The sequence below is a fragment of the Microvirga sp. 2YAF29 genome (assembly GCF_052114605.1).
In the GTDB taxonomy this organism is placed as follows: domain Bacteria; phylum Pseudomonadota; class Alphaproteobacteria; order Rhizobiales; family Beijerinckiaceae; genus Microvirga.
Genome location: NZ_JBFRFB010000004.1, coordinates 77,756 through 93,643 on the forward strand (window position 1 = coordinate 77,756; position 15,888 = coordinate 93,643).

Consider the following 15,888-nt stretch of genomic DNA (forward strand, 5'->3'; position numbering starts at 1 on the left):
CCCTCGGGCTGTCTCAGCGCAAGCTCGTCGCCTTCACCCACCAACCGGGCTGCGCGCGCTGAATCGACTTTGCCGCGTCAGCAGCCGCGTTGCAGTCATCGTACAATCCGAACACCGTCGCGCCCGATCCCGACATGCGTGCGAGTCGGCAGCCTTGTGTCGTCTTCATCAAGCCGATCACGTCGCCGATGATCGGCTGAAGTTTGAGAGCGGGCGCTTCGAGATCGTTACGAGCTGCTTTCAGATTGTCGAAGAGCATCGACACTGCACCAGCCCGCACAACCGGATGCACGTCGTCCTCCAATGCCTGTCCTGGCTGAAGCCCAAGCGTTTTGAACACGGCGGGCGTTTCGACCGGCACACGCGGATTGACCAGCACGGAAAAGAGACGCGGCAGGATAAGAGCTGGTCCAAGCTCATCGCCCACACCGCGCATCATGCGCGCTTTTGGTTCAAGACAAACCGGCACATCCGCGCCCGTCAATCGTGCTGCTTCCAGCAATGCAGGATCGGACAGGGGGAATCCATTAAGTCGCGCGAGCAATCTCAAGGCAGCGGCGGCATCCGACGATCCTCCGCCGATTCCGGCCGCCACCGGCAGGCGCTTCGTGAGCTGGAAGGTGCCGGTTTTCAGGTTGGAGATGCGCTCGGCCAGAAGCCTTGCCGCCTTCAGCACGAGATTGTCGGCATCACTCCCCGCCAGCGGCGCGGTCGGGCCCTGCACATGCAAAGCGAGGGCCGGCCCAGGCTCGAGCCGAAGATCATCGCCCGTGCCCGCGAAGGCCACGAGACTTTCCAGCACATGATAGTTGTCCGCCCGCCGCCCGAGGACGTGGAGCGTCAGGTTGATCTTGGCGGGAGCGCGCGTGGCGAGAGGCTGGGACATGGCTCTTCCATGCCCGAGAGAGGCAGTGATGGGAAGAGCGGAGCTGTACTAGGGAATGCTCACTTTAGGCTCAACCTTATACAGAAGGTAGCACTCCGCGTCATGGCCGGGCTTGTCCCGGCCATCCCGAATGGAAGGGCGCAACGCTTCAAGCAAGCGGGATCACCGGCACAAGGCCGGTGATGACGTGTGAGGATGTCAGAGCAGGCATTCCCAAAAAGAAATGGCCGGGACGAGCCCGGCCATGACGAAAGCTGATGGATCAGACTGGGATTAGCCACCGTTCGGAGCAGGAACCGGTGCGGGCGTGCTCTCCGCGGCGGCGGGCTTAGGGTCCTCTTCCATCCCGCTGTCGATCTTCTTGAGGATCTTCACGAGGTCCTCGTGCTCCGGATCCGAGTTCTTGGCGTGGTCCCACTGGAACTTCGCTTCGAGCTTGCGGCCGATCTTCCAATAGGCGTCGCCCAGGTGATCGTTGATCGTCGGATCGCCGGCCTTCAGCTCCACGGCCTTTTCCAGCTCGCGCACGGCCTCCTCGTAGCGGCCCATGCGGTAATAGGCCCAGCCGAGGGAATCGATGATCATGCCGTCACGGGGAGCAAGCTCCACCGCGCGCTGCAGCATCTTGAAGGCGTCGTCGATGTTGATGTTCTGGTCCACCCAGGAATAGGCGAGATAGTTCATCACCTGCGCCTGCGCGGCCGGAAGGCCCTCGGGCACGAGTTCCATCGCTTTCTTGAGATCGGCCTCGGCCTTGTCCCATTGCTTCGAGCGCTCATAGGACGTGCCGCGATAGAAATAGAGGATCCAGTGGCCGCGCTGCGGCTCTCCGACGAGCTGGATCGCCTTGCCGTAAGTCTCGGCGGCTTCCGCGAATTTCTTGCGCGAACGCTGCACGTTGCCCAGCGCCATGACGACCTCGACGTCGGACGGACGCTCCTTCATGAGCTTTTCCAGGTGTCCGATGGCATCGTCGCCGCGCCCCATCAGCTCGTAGTTCTGGCCGATGGCAATGTCGGCGCTGGCGCGCACCGGAGCGGCCTTGGGAACCCGCTCGAAGATGGCGTTGGCCTGATCGTATTGCTTGAGGCGCTCATAGACGTCGCCCAGGGTGACGAGGGCAAGCGGATGATCGGGCTCCAGATCGAGGCCGAGGCGCAGGTAGATGATGGCGGTCAGCTCGTCGCCCTGGGTATTGCCCACGACGCCGAGGCCATAAAGCAGCTCGGCCGCGCCCTGCTGGGCATTCGTGACGAGGGGGTTGAGGGGCTTGCCCTCCTCAAGCGCCTTCAGGGCAGCCATGACGATGGGATGGCGCGGAGCCAACTCGTCGAAGGCCTTGTAGACCTTGATGGCATCGTCCTTGCGGCCGCGCTTGGCCAGGAAGCGGCCATAGGCATCGACGACTTGAAGCGTGTTACGCTCGCCCTCGTAAGCCGCCTTGAAGCGCTTCTCGGCCTCGGTGGCATTGCCGATCACGTCGGCGATCAGGGCCGCGTGGTACTCGCGGAACTGGTTGAAGGCGCGCTCGTTCTTGAGCTTGTCCACGGTGGCGAGCGCCTGCTTGCCGTCCTTTGCGCCCGCATAGGCCCAGGCGGTCAGAAGCGTGGCGGTCAGGTCCGCCTGCCGGCCACGGGTCCCCCGCGCCAGGCGCGAGCGGGCATCCGCATATTTCTGGTTTTTCAGAGCCCGCACGCCGAGGGCGAACTGGGCCAGATTGTTGGAGCCGTCGCGGACCGACAGGCGCTCCGCCGCACGATAGGCCTCAGGCATGGCGCCGCTGGCGAGGAAGGCCACAAAACCGCGCTCCAGAAGCTCCTGGTTGCTCGGATCCTCGGAAATCGCCTCGCGGAAGAAAACGGAGGCTGCTTCCGTATCCCGGGCGGATCCGGCCACATAGGCCGAAAGGAAGTTCCCCTCCAGGCTCTGCGCGGGCTTCAGGGTCTCGTTCGGGTCCGTGTTGCTGGCCATGGCAGGCGCCACCAGCAGGCTGGCGGCGGTCAACACGAGCACAGGCAGGCCTTTGCGGGCCGAAGGCAATTTGAATGTGGGCACGAAGTGCGGCTCCAATATCGCGACATCTCAGGGCTTTAGGGGAGATGTGCGCCAAATCAGGCCGGAGAATGGCGTTTCCCTTTGCCATCGGCAAGGGGACAATTGACGCTGGTGCGTAAAAGCCTTGTGAGGGGGAGATGAATTCCTTCCAGGGATAGTCATCCCGGACGGTGCCAGCCGATCCGGGATCGTTGGCAGAATGAAGCGCGGGAACCTCACCGCTGTCATTCCCGCGAAGGCGGGAACCCATAACCACCGCAGTTGCAAAATAAAGTTATTCGGATCGTACCGCTTTTTCTTGCAACGTTGTGGTTATGGGTTCCGGGCTCCGCTGCGCGGCCCCGGAATGACATAGGGGAGCTCGATCCGGCCGACGATACCGGATCTCCGCTGTGCAGCCCCGGGATGACCGCTAATAGACTGCCTCACATATTCACGTAATTCGGCCCGCCGCCGCCCTCGGGCGTGGTCCAGTTGATGTTCTGGTTCGGGTCCTTGATATCGCAGGTCTTGCAGTGGACGCAGTTCTGCGCGTTGATCTGGAACCGGGCGCCGCCTTCGCCTTCCACCCATTCATAAACGCCAGCCGGGCAGTAGCGCTGGGAGGGCCCGCCGAACACGTCGTGCTCGGAGGCTTTCTGAAGGCCCATATCCTTCACCTTCAGGTGGACCGGCTGGTCCTCCTCGTGGTTGGTGTTGGACAGGAACACCGAGGACAGCTTGTCGAAGGTCAAAACGCCGTCGGGGCGGTCGTACTTGATCGGCTTCACCTGGTTGAGGGGCAGCAGGCACTCATGGTCCGGCTTGCCGTGCTTCATGGTGCCGAAGGGCGACCATCCGAACAGCTCGGTGAGCCACATGTCGAGCCCGCCCAGGGCCACGCCTACCGCCGTGCCGTATTTGGACCAGAGGGGCTTCACGTTGCGCACGCGCTTGAGATCGTAGCCGATGGGCGAGGAGCGCCAGGATTCCTCGTAGGCCGCCACCTCGTCATGGGCTCGGCCCTCTTGCAGCGCCGCGAATACATGGTCGGCGCAGAGCATGCCGGACAGGATCGCGTTGTGACTGCCCTTGATGCGCGGCACGTTCACGAAGCCCGCCGAATCGCCCACGAGGCAGCCGCCGGGGAACGAGAGGCGCGGCACCGATTGCCAGCCGCCCTCCATGATGGCGCGCGCGCCGTAGCCGATGCGCTTGGCGCCCTCGAACACGTCGCGCACCATCGGATGGGTCTTGAAGCGCTGGAACTCGTCGAAGGGCGACAGGGTCGGGTTCTTGTAATTCAGGTGCACCACGAAGCCGACGGACACGAGGTTGTCGTCGAAATGGTAGAGCCACGATCCGCCGCCGGCATTGTTCGGCAGCGGCCAGCCCATGGAATGGCGCACGAGGCCGGGCTGGAAATGCTCCGGCTTGACCTGCCAGAGCTCCTTGATGCCGATGCCGTATTTCTGGTGGTCGCGCCCCTCGTTGAGGCCGAAGCGCTCGACCATCTGCTTGGTGAGCGAGCCGCGCGCGCCTTCGCCGAAAATCGTGTACTTGGCGCGAAGCTCCATGCCGCGGGTGAAGTTTGCATTGGGCTCACCGTCGCGGCTGATGCCCATGTCGCCGGTGGCGATGCCGACGACCTTGCCGTCCTCGATGAGCACTTCGGCGGCAGGGAAGCCGGGATAGATCTCGACGCCCAGCTCCTCCGCCTTGCGGCCGAGATAGCGGGCGACATTGCCGAGCGAGCCGACGAAATTGCCGTGGTTGTTCATGAGCTTGGGCATGAACACGTTGGGCATCTTCACGCCGCCGGCATGGCCCAGATACATGAACTCGTCGGCGGTCACTTCGGTCTTGAGGGGCCGGTCGGGATCGCTACGCCATTCGGGCAGAAGGCCGTCGAGGCCGCTGGGGTCTATCACCGCGCCGGAGAGGATATGGGCGCCGACCTCGGAGCCTTTCTCCACCACCACGACGGAGATGTCCGCCCCCGCCTCCGCCGCCTGCTGCTTCAGCCGGATGGCGGTTGCCAGGCCCGCAGGCCCCGCGCCCACGACGACAACATCAAATTCCATCGACTCACGGGCGGGCAGATCGGCCATCGGGTTCCTCCTCCTACGCAACTTCGAGATTTCTCAACAGATGGTTTGCATATGAACCATCCGTCCGATTTCTCAAGTGCGGCCTAAACTAGAAGCTTTCCTAACTGCAATGCTACCGGGCGGAAAGTTCTCTTTCTGCATAGGTTCATGCACAGCTTAGACTACCTAACGTCACGACGCCTCCGCAGCTGTTCCACTCAATGGAAATACCCTGCGATGATTGTAGTCGCGCAAGCTGTCCCGAGTTGTCCTGCTTGCTTGATGAGCTTAGAATGGCGGCATGCAGGATCACCTCCCCGAGCGCGAGGCGTTCTATACGCTTTTCGATACGCCCATCGGCTTCTGCGGCATGACCTGGAATGGCCGTGGCGTCGTCGGCATGCAATTGCCGGAGGATGACGCATCCAAGTCGCGCAGCCGGATCGCGAAACGCTTTCCGGAAAGCCTTGAAGCCCCGCCACCGCCTCACATCCAGACGATCATTGCGGAGGTGGTCGCCCTGCTGAAGGGCGAAGCGCGTGACCTTTCCGCCATCCCGCTCGACATGGAGGGCGTGCCGGAGCTTCACCGCCGTGTTTACGAGGTCGCTCGCGCCATCCCGCCCGGCAAGCTCATGACCTATGGCGAGATCGCGTCCCGGCTCGGAATCGATAACGCCCGGCTGATCGGCCAGGCCCTCGGGAAAAACCCGTTCGCCATCATCGTGCCCTGCCACCGGGTCGTGGCGGCGGGCGGCAAGCTCGGCGGGTTTTCAGCCAATGGCGGCGGCATGACGAAGCGCCGCCTTCTCGCCATCGAAGGCGCCCGACGCGACGAGAGCCCGACGCTCTTCGACCTGATTTCGTGAGAGCTGGCTCACAAAGCACTGACAGGCCCTCCTCCCCCTTGTGGGGAGGGATTAAGGGTGGGGGTGTTGGCGCCGGACCTTGATAAGCTGTCGCCGCCACCCCCACCTCCAACTCCTCCCCACAAGGGGGAGGGAAATAGCGCTATGCCTTTATGGGCCAGAGTCCCGGGATGAGGGCGCAGGTATTGGCTTATCCTTTGCTGACTTGAGTTGTTCATCGGCCCTGAAATGCTTACATACATTCCATGCAGGATTACCCCTCCGACCCGGATGCTCTGAAGGCGCTGCTCGACTTCCATGTCGAGGCGGGGGTGGATCTTGCGCTCGACGAGACCCCGCATAACCGCTTCGCCGAGCCGAAGGCCGAGCCTGCCCAGGCAAAGGCTGCCGCTCCGCAGCGTGATGCACCCTCGTCACCCCCTCCCCGCGCCCTGCCCAAAGTCGCCGCCGCCGCGCCCGACGAGGTGGCGAGCCTTGCCCGCGAGCAGGCGCGCCATGCGCAATCACTGGAGGAGCTGGAGGCGATCCTCGCCGGTTTCGAAGGCTGCGCCCTGAAATTCTCGGCCAAGAACCTCGCCTTTGCCGACGGCAATCCGAAAGGCCGGGTGATGCTGGTGGGTGAGGCCCCCGGCGCCGATGAGGACCGGATCGGCAAGCCCTTCATGGGCCGCTCCGGCCAATTGCTGGACCGGATGCTGGCGACCATCGGGCTCGACCGTTCCCAGGTTTACGTGGCCAACGTCGTTCCCTGGCGTCCGCCTGGCAACCGCACCCCGACACCGCAGGAAATCGCCATCTGCAAGCCGTTCATCGCGCGGCAGATCGAATTGGCGAGCCCTGAATTCGTGATCTGCCTTGGCGGCCCCGCAGCCCAGAACCTGCTCGGCCTGAAGGAAGGCATTCTTCGCACCCGTGGCCGCTGGCTCACCTACAAGACCGAGGATGGACGCGAAATCCGCGCCCTGCCGACGCTGCATCCGGCCTATCTCCTGCGCCAGCCGCTGCAAAAGCGGCTCGGCTGGCGCGATTTTCAGGCCCTGCGGCGGGCGCTGGACGGCAAGGAATAAAAGAGCGCCTTGAGAGCCGGCCGGAACCGGTTCATATGCTCACGCCTTAAGAAGCTGCGCACTATAAGTGCCGTTGATTGCAGGTGGATCATGCGCTGGGAAGATTTTCGAACCTCGTCCAATGTAGAAGACCGTCGCGGCATGGGCATGGGCGGCGCAGGCGGCCTTGGCATCGGCGCCATGGTTGTCCTCGGCCTCATCGGCTGGGCCTTGGGAATCGATCCGCGCATCTTGATCGGCGGCGCGGAGATGATCGCGGGCGGCGGCTCCGGCTATCAGCAGCAACAAGGCAAGCAAGGCACGCCGCAGGACGAGATGGGCCGCTTCGCCTCCGCAATCCTCGGCAACACCGAGGACGTGTGGAAAGAGGTCCTGCCCCAGCAGGCGAACCGGCAATATCAGGAGCCGAAGCTGGTGCTGTTCTCCGGCGCGACGCGCTCCGGCTGCGGCGGCGCGCAATCGGCCATGGGGCCGTTCTATTGTCCGCTCGATCAGACCGTCTATATCGACCTTTCCTTCTTCCAGGAAATGCAGCAGCGCTTCCGCGCGGGCGGCGATTTCGCCTATGCCTATGTGCTCGCGCATGAGGTCGGCCACCACGTGGAAAACCAGCTCGGCATTCTTCCCCGCGTGCAGCAGCGCCAGCAGGAAGTGGGCACGGCCGAGCGCAACCAGCTTTCCGTGCGCGTCGAGCTGATGGCCGATTGCCTCGCCGGTGTCTGGGCACACCATTCCAACCAGCGTTGGCAGTCGCTGGAGCAAGGCGACATCGAGGAAGCGATCCGCGCAGCAGAAGCCATCGGCGACGACCGCCTGCAGAAGCAGGGCCAGGGCCGCGTGGTGCCGGATTCCTTCACGCACGGGTCGTCCGAACAGCGCATGCGCTGGCTGACCACGGGCTTGAAGACCGGCCAGGTTCAGGCCTGCGATACGTTCAGGGCGAGCAAGCTTTAAACAAAGTGTCATCCCGGACGGCATGCGATCCGGGACCGCGCGCAGGATAAAGCGCCAGCGGCCCAACTCTGTCATTCCCGCGCAGGCGGGAATCCAGAAACACAGTCCGACTAGAATAAAGCTGATCGTGTCGAAGTGCCTTTCCTCGACACGTCATGGGTATGGCTCCCCGCCTGCGCGGGGATGACACCGAGCTATACTTGTCGAACGTTCCGGATCTGCGCTTCGTCCGGGATGACACTTGTGGATGCGTGAGCCGCTCTGCGCTACAAAGGCATCGATCACGCGAGAATGCTCCCATGCCCGGCATCGACGAAACTCTGACCTTCATTCCCCTCTCCATCGCCGTGCTCACGGTCTCCGACACGCGTTCGCTAGATGAGGACAAATCCGGCTCGACATTGGCCGAGCGCATTACGAATGCCGGACATCGCCTTGGCGATCGCGCCATTGTCACAGATGATGTGGATGCGATCCGCGCGAAGGTTAAGAGTTGGATCGACGACACCTCCATCGACGTGATCATCACCACGGGCGGCACGGGCTTTACTGGCCGCGATGTGACGCCCGAAGCCATCGAGCCCTTGTTCGAGAAACGGATGGACGGCTTTTCCGCCGTGTTTCACCGCATCTCCTACGACAAGATCGGCACGTCCACGATTCAATCGCGCGCAACGGCGGGCGTTGCGGGCGCGACATTCATCTTCGTGCTGCCGGGCTCACCCGGTGCATGCAAGGATGCGTGGGACGGCATTCTTCAAGCGCAGCTCGATTATCGCCATCGCCCCTGCAATTTCGTCGAGATCATGCCGCGTCTCGACGAACATCTGAAGCGCGGGAAGCTGAAGGCTTGAAGAACTGAACGGACCTTCACTTCACACGAGTGAGATACTTTCCTCGACAGCGGAATCCAGGACCAGATCATCGCTCGCTCCCGTGAGCCAGAGGTGATCGATCTCAAAGCGCAAAATCGTCCGATCCCACCAGCGGTCGATGAGGGATGCAAGGGCCGCCGTTTCGGCTGCATTGAGATCGTCCGTCAGGTTATAGAGGCCGACGACGTAGAGATCGGTCTCACGACAGCCGAGACTGCGCTGAATCTGCCGGAAGACGTTTTCTCCGTTTCGGCTTTCCGGATAAGCCCGCAGGTAAAGTCGACCACGGTTCACATTGCCGGAAAACATCCCTCTGAGTTCAACCGTGATCGGCCCCAACTCCGCCAATGCGCCGCGCTGTTGTTGGCCGATGAGAGGCGGGACGCCGGTGGCAAGTGAGCCGCAAATCGTCGCGTGAAGTTTGTCCGACCGTCTGTCGAGCAAATCCCACGCGACCTTGCCGGCGAACGGCGCTGCTCTCATCTCCGCATCCAGTTCGTGGTAGGCTGGCGATTGAAGCAGAGGATTGCCGGGAACCGGCAACACGAGCGAGAAGACACGCTCGTGCTTTCCCATGACATAGGATGAACCTTCACGCGTTGCGATGACGCGAGGATGATCGGGAGCAATTAGAGGCAGATGCGCGTGCCTGTAGGTTTCGTCGAGGACGAGACCCTCCCCGGGTTCAAAACGGGTTCGGCTGCGCTCATAACCGAGCTCGGCATCCGGACATAACATGACTGCTTGAGATGGAGGCAGCATGGAGGGCGTCAGCCGAAAACCGGATCGCGTTCGACTGTCGCGGAAAGCCGCACGGGCATGCGTGCTTTGACCTCGTTCATCAGCACACGGCGATGCACGAGGTCGCCGGCGCGGATAGACGAGCCAGCGAGCAGAGAAGCGATCATGCTCATCAGCCCCGCACGCTGACGGCGCATACGGGCGAGGCCCTGCTCGGGCTTTGCAAGGCCCACGAAGCGGTCGAGCACGCGGACCCAGCCTTCCTGCGGGATATCGCCGTCATCGAGGCACAGAAGCCACTCGCGGCGGGCAGCCTTCACGCCATCCGCCCAGGCCTTGCCCTCGACGAGGCTCGCACCTGCGGCGTCCGCCACCTGCACGAGTTCATCGTCCTGCTTGCCCGTGAGAATCACCGCATCTCCGATCAGCCCTGCGGCGACGGCGGGAACGAGGGCACTCAAGGTGGCAGCCAGGGCCTCCGGCCCATGGGTGACGCGGACGAGGACGGTAATCATTCGAGAACTATAGCGATTTCATCGGAATCCACAGCCCCCAAGATGACTTGATTTTGTTCCTTTTTTGTTCTTTGTTCTTTATACGTTCTCGCTTCCAGATTCGCTTGAGGCCGCCATGACCGTTCGTGCCAAGGACAATGCCCGTGTCCCCTTCCGCTCCCGGCCTGCCCCGCGCACGCCTTTGGAGGCGGCCGAGGCCGCACGGCGGCGCATGGACGATCCGACCTATATAGTCGAGGTGGACCGCCGCCGTGGCCGAGGGGCCTCCGCGAACCCGAGCGGGCGTTATGAGCCCGCGCAGCGGGAGGCGTTCGACGATGGCTGGGATCTCGAGGAGGAGCTGCCGCCGCTGCCGACCGAGGTGATCGTCGAGAAGGCCCGCACGATCATCACCAAGAACGATTCGCCTGATATCCTCTTCGAGAAATCCATCAATCCCTATCGCGGTTGCGAGCATGGCTGTTCTTATTGCTTCGCGCGGCCGACCCATGCCTTCCAGGGGTTGTCGTCGGGACTCGATTTCGAGACGAAGATCTTCGCCAAGCCCAATGCGGCGGAGCTTCTGGAGAAGGAGCTGCGCGTGCCCGGCTATGTGCCGACCACCATCGCGCTCGGCGCGAACACGGACCCCTACCAGCCCGTGGAGCGGAAGTTCCGCATCACGCGCTCGATCCTGGAGGTGCTCAATCGCGCCAACCATCCCGTCGGCATCGTAACGAAATCGGCGCTGGTCACCCGCGACATCGATATCCTGAAGCAGATGGCGGACAAGCATCTGGTCAAGGTCGCGATCTCGATCACGACCCTCGATCCCAAGCTCGCCCGCCGCATGGAGCCCCGCGCCGCCGCGCCATTGAAGCGCCTGGAGACGGTGCGCAAGCTTCATGAGGCCGGCATTCCGGTAACCGTGCTCGTCGCCCCGATCATTCCAGCGATTAACGATCACGAGATCGAGGAGATCCTGAAAGCCTCCCAGCTCGCAGGCGCCGGGGAAGCAGGCTACGTGCTGCTGCGCCTGCCGCACGACCTCAAGGAGCTGATGCGCGACTGGCTGGCCGAGCATTACCCCGACAAGCTCAAGCACGTCTTCACACTGCTGCAGGAAGCGCGCGGCGGCAAGGATTACGATGCGGATTGGAGCACCCGCCAATCCGGAATCGGCCCCTATGCCTGGATGATCGGCCGCCGCTTCGAGACGGCGACGGAAAGGCTGGGCCTCAACAAGCGCAACCTGTCCCTGCGCAAGGACCTGTTCAAGGCGCCCGCCAAGGAGGCGGGGCAGATGAGCCTGTTTTGAGACGAACCGAAGGGCCGCGGGCCATAGCGACGCAGATGGGATGACAAGCGGCCTCTTCGCCGCTTTGATCCCTCGCATGAACGCACCGATTCGCCCCCCGAAATCCGTCCTTGGCCTTGAGCGCGAAACCATTGCCCGCGCGGCGGGCTACACCTGTATCGCAGGGCTCGACGAGGTCGGGCGCGGGCCGCTCGCCGGTCCGGTGGTTTCGGCGGCGGTCGTACTCGATCTCGGCAACGTTCCACAGGGCCTCGCGGATTCGAAGGCGCTGACGGCGGCCCGGCGCGAAACTCTTTTCGCCGAGATCCTGACGACCTCGCATGTGGGCATCGCCTCCGTCTCTCATACGGAAATCGACACCATCAATATCCGCCAGGCCTCCCTGCTCGCCATGTGCCGGGCGCTCGCGGCCCTGCCCTGCAGGCCGGATATGGCCTTTGTGGACGGCAATGACCCGCCGCGCCTGCCCTGCGCCACGGAAGCCGTCATCAAGGGTGATTCGAAGATTGCCTCGATCGCCGCGGCCTCCATCGTCGCGAAGGTGGTCCGTGACCGCATGATGGCCCGCCTGAGCGAAACCTATCCGGCGTATGGATTTGCGAGCAATGCGGGCTACAGCACGAAGACTCACCTCACGGTGCTGGCGAGTGACGGCCCCTGCCCCTATCACCGCCTGAGTTTCGCGCCTTTGAAACAAAGGTTACTGGACCTGTAACCCCGCTTAACGCCCGTTAACCCGAAAAAATCAATACTTTCAATAAGTCGGCAAGTTTTGCCGACCCAAAATAGCACGCATTTTTTCTGAGCGATAAACGCGTTCTTTACCCTAACGGACGATGATCCTGAGTGTCAGTTGCGTAATCGGTGATCACCCATGGGTACCTCGCGTACCGGGGCTGCCGGCGCCGCCTCCCGGATTAGTGTCTCGCGTACCGGGCGGTCTGCGCCGGCTCCTCGGACGGGGCGTAAAACGCCCCTCTCCGTTCTGCCGAAGTCTCTTCCTCTCAATGAGATCCTTCTCGGTGATTGCATCGCCAATCTCGAGAAGCTCCCGCCTGAGAGTGTGGACGTGGTCTTCGCGGATCCTCCGTATAATCTCCAGCTCGAACAGGCGCTCACGCGCCCGGACCAGAGCCTCGTCGATGCCGTCGACGATGACTGGGACAAGTTCGCGAGCTTTGCCGAATACGACGCCTTCACCCGCGCCTGGCTGTCCGCCGTGCGCCGCGTGATGAAGAAGAGCGCGACGCTCTGGGTCATCGGCTCCTATCACAACATTTTCCGTGTTGGCGCGGCCTTGCAGGATCTCGATTTCTGGATCCTCAACGACATCGTGTGGCGTAAGGCCAACCCGATGCCGAACTTCAAGGGCCGCCGTTTCACCAACGCGCACGAGACCATGATCTGGGCCTCCCGCGGCTCGGATTCGAAGGGCTACACCTTCCATTACGACGCGCTGAAAGCCGGCAACGAAGACGTGCAGATGCGCTCGGACTGGTTCATTCCCATCTGCACGGGCGACGAGCGCCTGAAGGATGAGAACGGCCGCAAGGTTCACCCGACCCAGAAGCCCGAGTCACTGCTGGCCCGCGTGCTGCTGTCGTCGTCGAATCCCGGCGATGTGGTTCTCGATCCCTTCTTCGGCTCCGGAACCACCGGCGCCGTCGCCAAGATGCTGGGCCGCAACTTCATCGGCCTCGAGCGCGATCCCACCTATGCGAAGGCCGCTCGCGCCCGCATCGATGCGGTTGAGCCGCTCTCCGACGTGTCGATTGCCGCTCCGCCGGAAAAGCGCACGGAAGTGCGCGTGCCGTTCCTGTCCATCATCGAGGGCGGCTATGTGAAGGCCGGCGAGACGCTGGTGGATGCGCGCGGCCGCTACAAGGCGGTGGTGCGCGCCGACGGCACCCTGTCGCTCGGCCCCATCATCGGCTCGATCCACAAGGTCGGCGCGCTCGTGCAGGGCCTGCCCTCCTGCAACGGCTGGACCTTCTGGCACGTTGAGCGGAAGGACGGCCTCGTCTCCATCGACGATTTCCGCACGAAGGTGCGGGCGGACATGGCGGCCTGATCCCGATACGAAGCGAAGATACAATGAAATGGCCGGCGCAATGCCGGCCATTTCCGTTTCAAGACCGCACCAGCGGGACGTCAGCCATTGCAGCAATTCCGCGAAGCCGCCCGATGGAATGGTGCCGCGCATGGCTGCCGCTTCCGCATTCGAATTCCGAGACGTTTTTGCTCAAGCCTTCCCGCTTGTGAGGACGCTTCGCCCCATCAGGATTGTAGAATGCTCTCATGTTGCTGCGGGGCTGCGGTCAACGGAGCTTCCGGCGATGGTGCAGGCGTCTTCCGAAACGTCCTGAAAGCGAACATTTCCCTATGCCAGCCCAGCCTAAGCGTTTTAACATCGACACATGGTTCCTTCTTCTGTCCGCATGCCTGCTGCCCTCGGCCCCTTCCACACCGAACCGTCCTGGGACGACCTCAAGATCTTCCTGGCCGTGGTGGCTCATGGATCGATGAACAGCGCGGCGAAGGCCCTGGGCCAGAGCCAGCCGACCATTGCCCGGCGTATCAAGGCGCTGGAGGAAACCCTGGGACTCGATCTGTTTCAGCGCGGTCCCAACAATCTTGAACTGACGGAAGCAGGCCAAGTCATCTTCGAGGCTGCCTCCCCGATGGGTGAGGCAGCAAGCATCGTCTCGCGCACCGCCGCCGCCTATCGGCCCAATCCCGATGCGCCTGTGCGGATAACGGCGACCTCCTCGGTCGCCATGTTCCTATCTCTGCATTCGGCGGAACTGCATGAGGCCGCGGCACCGGTGGAGATCGCCTATATCCCCACGCGGCAAAGGCTCGATCTCGCATCCGGCGAAGCCGATATCGGCCTGCGCATGCGCAACCTGCCTGAGGGAAGCGACGATCTCGTCGTGCGCCGCATCGGGCAGATCGCGTTTGCCATCTATGCCACGACGGCGACCCCTGAAACCGTCATCGCGCCACCCGAAGACCCAACCCTTTCGAAACAGGCCGCCTATGTGGCCGAATTCGCGCAAGGCCGCACCATCGCCGCGCGCATCGGCGACATGCCAATCCGCTATCAGGCCGCGAAAACAGGCTTAGGAGCCGCCTTCCTGCCCTGTTGGCTGGGCGATTCAGATCCCGATCTCGTGCAGGTGGTGAAGCCCGAGGGTGACCTGATCGAGGACGTGTTCCTCGTCATGCATCGGCGCAGCAGAAGCCGCGCAAGCGTGACGCGGGTCGCGAATGCATTGGCGGATCTGTTCAAGCGCAATCAGAAGGCGCTTGTCGGATCAGACCTGTCCTGACGAAAGCACCCGGCCAGGAAAGCAGCGGTCGTCGCGACAGCCGGGTTGTCGCGCATGTCCTGGTGATAGGTGATCCAGACATCGCGCTTGAAAAACCGGTCCTCCATTTCGACCCTTTGCAGATTGGAGTTTTCCGCTGCAAATGCGGGAAGTACGGTGACCCCCATATGCGCCTGCGCCGCAGCGAGCAGGATCGAGAGTTCGTTTGATCGAAAAACGATAGGACGCTTGCCCGCATGCTTTTTCAACCAGAGTTGATGAGGCGATTCATCGAGGCTTTCGTCGAAAGCGATGAATTCCAAGTCTCTTTCCGTCCGCGAGCCCAAATATTCTTTAGAGGCGTAGAGGCAGTAAACCATTTCCCCAACTTTGCGCGTCATCAGCGTCGTATCGCTCGGGCGGGTCAGGCGAATGGCAATATCAGCCTCCCGGCGTGGCAACGAGACCATGCGGCTCTCACCTAGGAGCCGTAGCCTGAGTTGCGGATGAGCTTTCCTCAGTTCCGCAAGACGCGGCGTGATCAAGGATACGGCAATCTGTGGCGGCGCACTGATCGAGACCTCTGCCGCAAAATCGGATTGCCGGGACAGAAGCGCCCGCTCCAGGGCAAGAGCCTCGCTTTCGATGCGTCTGGCATGATCCGCTACCCGTTGCCCATCCGAGGTCAGGGCGTAGCGCCCCGACCGGCGGTCTACCAATTTAACCCCTGCCGCTGCTTCGAGCGCCGCGATCCTGCGGGCCACCGTCGCATGCTCGACCCGCAACCGTCGCGCAGCCGCTGACAAGGAGCCCGTATCGGCCAGGGCCACGAAATGGCGGAGGTCGTCCCAGTCGAACATCCCCTATTCCTTCACATCTGATGGGAAAACTTGGGGAATTTCGCACAGTTCAGTGAGGATGCAAATTATGTTCTCACACAAGGAGAGACCTATGACCAATGTCAGAAAAATCGTCCGCATCCAAACCAAGCCTGGGTTGGCAGAGGCTGCCCGCACGGCATTAACAGAGCTGCAGCAGGCGACCCAAGCCGAGCCCGGCTGCCGGGAATTCATTTTCTTCCAAGCCCTCGGCGATGAAAATGCCTTTCTGCTGATCGAGGACTTTACCGATGCGGAGGCTCTCAACCAGCATATGAAGCTGCCCCACACGCAGGCCTTCTTCGCCCGCGACATGGTTGCCGGCATCAAGCCGATTGAGAAGAACTGGATGTCATGAGCGAGGCGATATAG

15 protein-coding genes are annotated in these 15,888 nt (G+C 62.5%); 9 read left to right on the top strand and 6 right to left on the bottom strand.

Going from position 1 to position 15,888, the window contains the following annotated elements; genetic code table 11:
- Nucleotides 1–13: 13 nt before the first annotated feature.
- The 3 genes from AB4Y85_RS06690 to AB4Y85_RS06700 all read right to left on the bottom strand — a co-directional run bounded on the left by AB4Y85_RS06690 (nucleotide 14) and on the right by AB4Y85_RS06700 (nucleotide 5,031).
- Nucleotides 14–886, bottom strand: coding sequence for a 4-(cytidine 5'-diphospho)-2-C-methyl-D-erythritol kinase (locus AB4Y85_RS06690; protein ID WP_441984094.1), 873 nt, complete (start codon nucleotides 884–886; stop codon nucleotides 14–16).
- 273 nt (nucleotides 887–1,159) lie between these two features.
- A complete protein-coding gene (locus tag AB4Y85_RS06695) occupies nucleotides 1,160–2,941 on the bottom strand; it encodes a tetratricopeptide repeat protein (RefSeq protein WP_441984095.1) in 1,782 nt (593 codons plus the stop codon).
- Nucleotides 2,942–3,366: 425 nt separating this feature from the next.
- On the bottom strand, nucleotides 3,367–5,031 hold the full coding sequence (locus AB4Y85_RS06700; RefSeq protein ID WP_441984096.1) for an electron transfer flavoprotein-ubiquinone oxidoreductase: 1,665 nt from the start codon (nucleotides 5,029–5,031) through the stop codon (nucleotides 3,367–3,369).
- 280 nt (nucleotides 5,032–5,311) lie between these two features.
- On the opposite strand from AB4Y85_RS06700, the gene AB4Y85_RS06705 reads away from it, so the two are divergent.
- The 4 genes from AB4Y85_RS06705 (at nucleotide 5,312) to moaB (ending at nucleotide 8,753) form a co-directional block, all read left to right on the top strand.
- Nucleotides 5,312–5,878, top strand: coding sequence for a methylated-DNA--[protein]-cysteine S-methyltransferase (locus tag AB4Y85_RS06705; RefSeq protein ID WP_441984097.1), 567 nt, complete (start codon nucleotides 5,312–5,314; stop codon nucleotides 5,876–5,878).
- Between the two features lie 245 nt (nucleotides 5,879–6,123).
- The gene (locus tag AB4Y85_RS06710; protein WP_441984098.1) at nucleotides 6,124–6,945 is read left to right on the top strand and encodes a uracil-DNA glycosylase; all 822 of its coding nucleotides are present in this window, start codon (nucleotides 6,124–6,126) and stop codon (nucleotides 6,943–6,945) included.
- A gap of 90 nt (nucleotides 6,946–7,035) precedes the next feature.
- A complete protein-coding gene (gene ypfJ, locus AB4Y85_RS06715; RefSeq protein WP_441984099.1) occupies nucleotides 7,036–7,899 on the top strand; it encodes a KPN_02809 family neutral zinc metallopeptidase in 864 nt (287 codons plus the stop codon).
- Nucleotides 7,900–8,198: 299 nt separating this feature from the next.
- The gene (gene moaB / locus AB4Y85_RS06720) at nucleotides 8,199–8,753 is read left to right on the top strand and encodes a molybdenum cofactor biosynthesis protein B (protein WP_441984100.1); all 555 of its coding nucleotides are present in this window, start codon (nucleotides 8,199–8,201) and stop codon (nucleotides 8,751–8,753) included.
- Nucleotides 8,754–8,774: 21 nt separating this feature from the next.
- Here moaB and AB4Y85_RS06725 read toward each other — a convergent pair whose 3' ends face one another.
- Both AB4Y85_RS06725 and AB4Y85_RS06730 read right to left on the bottom strand, forming a co-directional pair.
- A complete protein-coding gene (locus tag AB4Y85_RS06725) occupies nucleotides 8,775–9,536 on the bottom strand; it encodes a hypothetical protein (protein ID WP_441984101.1) in 762 nt (253 codons plus the stop codon).
- A gap of 8 nt (nucleotides 9,537–9,544) precedes the next feature.
- Nucleotides 9,545–10,030, bottom strand: a complete 486-nt coding sequence (locus AB4Y85_RS06730) for a hypothetical protein (RefSeq protein ID WP_441984102.1) — start codon at nucleotides 10,028–10,030, stop codon at nucleotides 9,545–9,547.
- Nucleotides 10,031–10,145: 115 nt separating this feature from the next.
- Here AB4Y85_RS06730 and AB4Y85_RS06735 point away from each other — a divergent pair, with 115 nt between their 5' ends.
- The 4 genes from AB4Y85_RS06735 (at nucleotide 10,146) to AB4Y85_RS06750 (ending at nucleotide 14,659) form a co-directional block, all read left to right on the top strand.
- Nucleotides 10,146–11,327, top strand: coding sequence for a PA0069 family radical SAM protein (locus AB4Y85_RS06735; protein ID WP_441984103.1), 1,182 nt, complete (start codon nucleotides 10,146–10,148; stop codon nucleotides 11,325–11,327).
- Nucleotides 11,328–11,403: 76 nt separating this feature from the next.
- Nucleotides 11,404–12,042 (top strand): ribonuclease HII, encoded by a 639-nt coding sequence (locus AB4Y85_RS06740; RefSeq protein WP_441984104.1) that lies wholly within the window; start codon nucleotides 11,404–11,406, stop codon nucleotides 12,040–12,042.
- A 159-nt stretch (nucleotides 12,043–12,201) separates the two neighbouring features.
- Complete coding sequence (locus tag AB4Y85_RS06745) at nucleotides 12,202–13,398, top strand: site-specific DNA-methyltransferase (protein ID WP_441984105.1); 1,197 nt, start codon at nucleotides 12,202–12,204, stop codon at nucleotides 13,396–13,398.
- 346 nt (nucleotides 13,399–13,744) lie between these two features.
- A complete protein-coding gene (locus AB4Y85_RS06750; RefSeq protein ID WP_441984106.1) occupies nucleotides 13,745–14,659 on the top strand; it encodes a LysR family transcriptional regulator in 915 nt (304 codons plus the stop codon).
- On the opposite strand, the gene AB4Y85_RS06755 is transcribed toward AB4Y85_RS06750, so the two are convergent.
- Nucleotides 14,626–15,498: a LysR family transcriptional regulator gene (locus AB4Y85_RS06755; protein WP_441984107.1), complete on the bottom strand. Its 873-nt coding sequence runs from the start codon at nucleotides 15,496–15,498 to the stop codon at nucleotides 14,626–14,628. The genes AB4Y85_RS06750 and AB4Y85_RS06755 overlap by 34 nt on opposite strands.
- A gap of 91 nt (nucleotides 15,499–15,589) precedes the next feature.
- On the opposite strand from AB4Y85_RS06755, the gene AB4Y85_RS06760 reads away from it, so the two are divergent.
- On the top strand, nucleotides 15,590–15,874 hold the full coding sequence (locus AB4Y85_RS06760) for a putative quinol monooxygenase (RefSeq protein WP_441984108.1): 285 nt from the start codon (nucleotides 15,590–15,592) through the stop codon (nucleotides 15,872–15,874).
- Nucleotides 15,875–15,888: the final 14 nt, after the last annotated feature.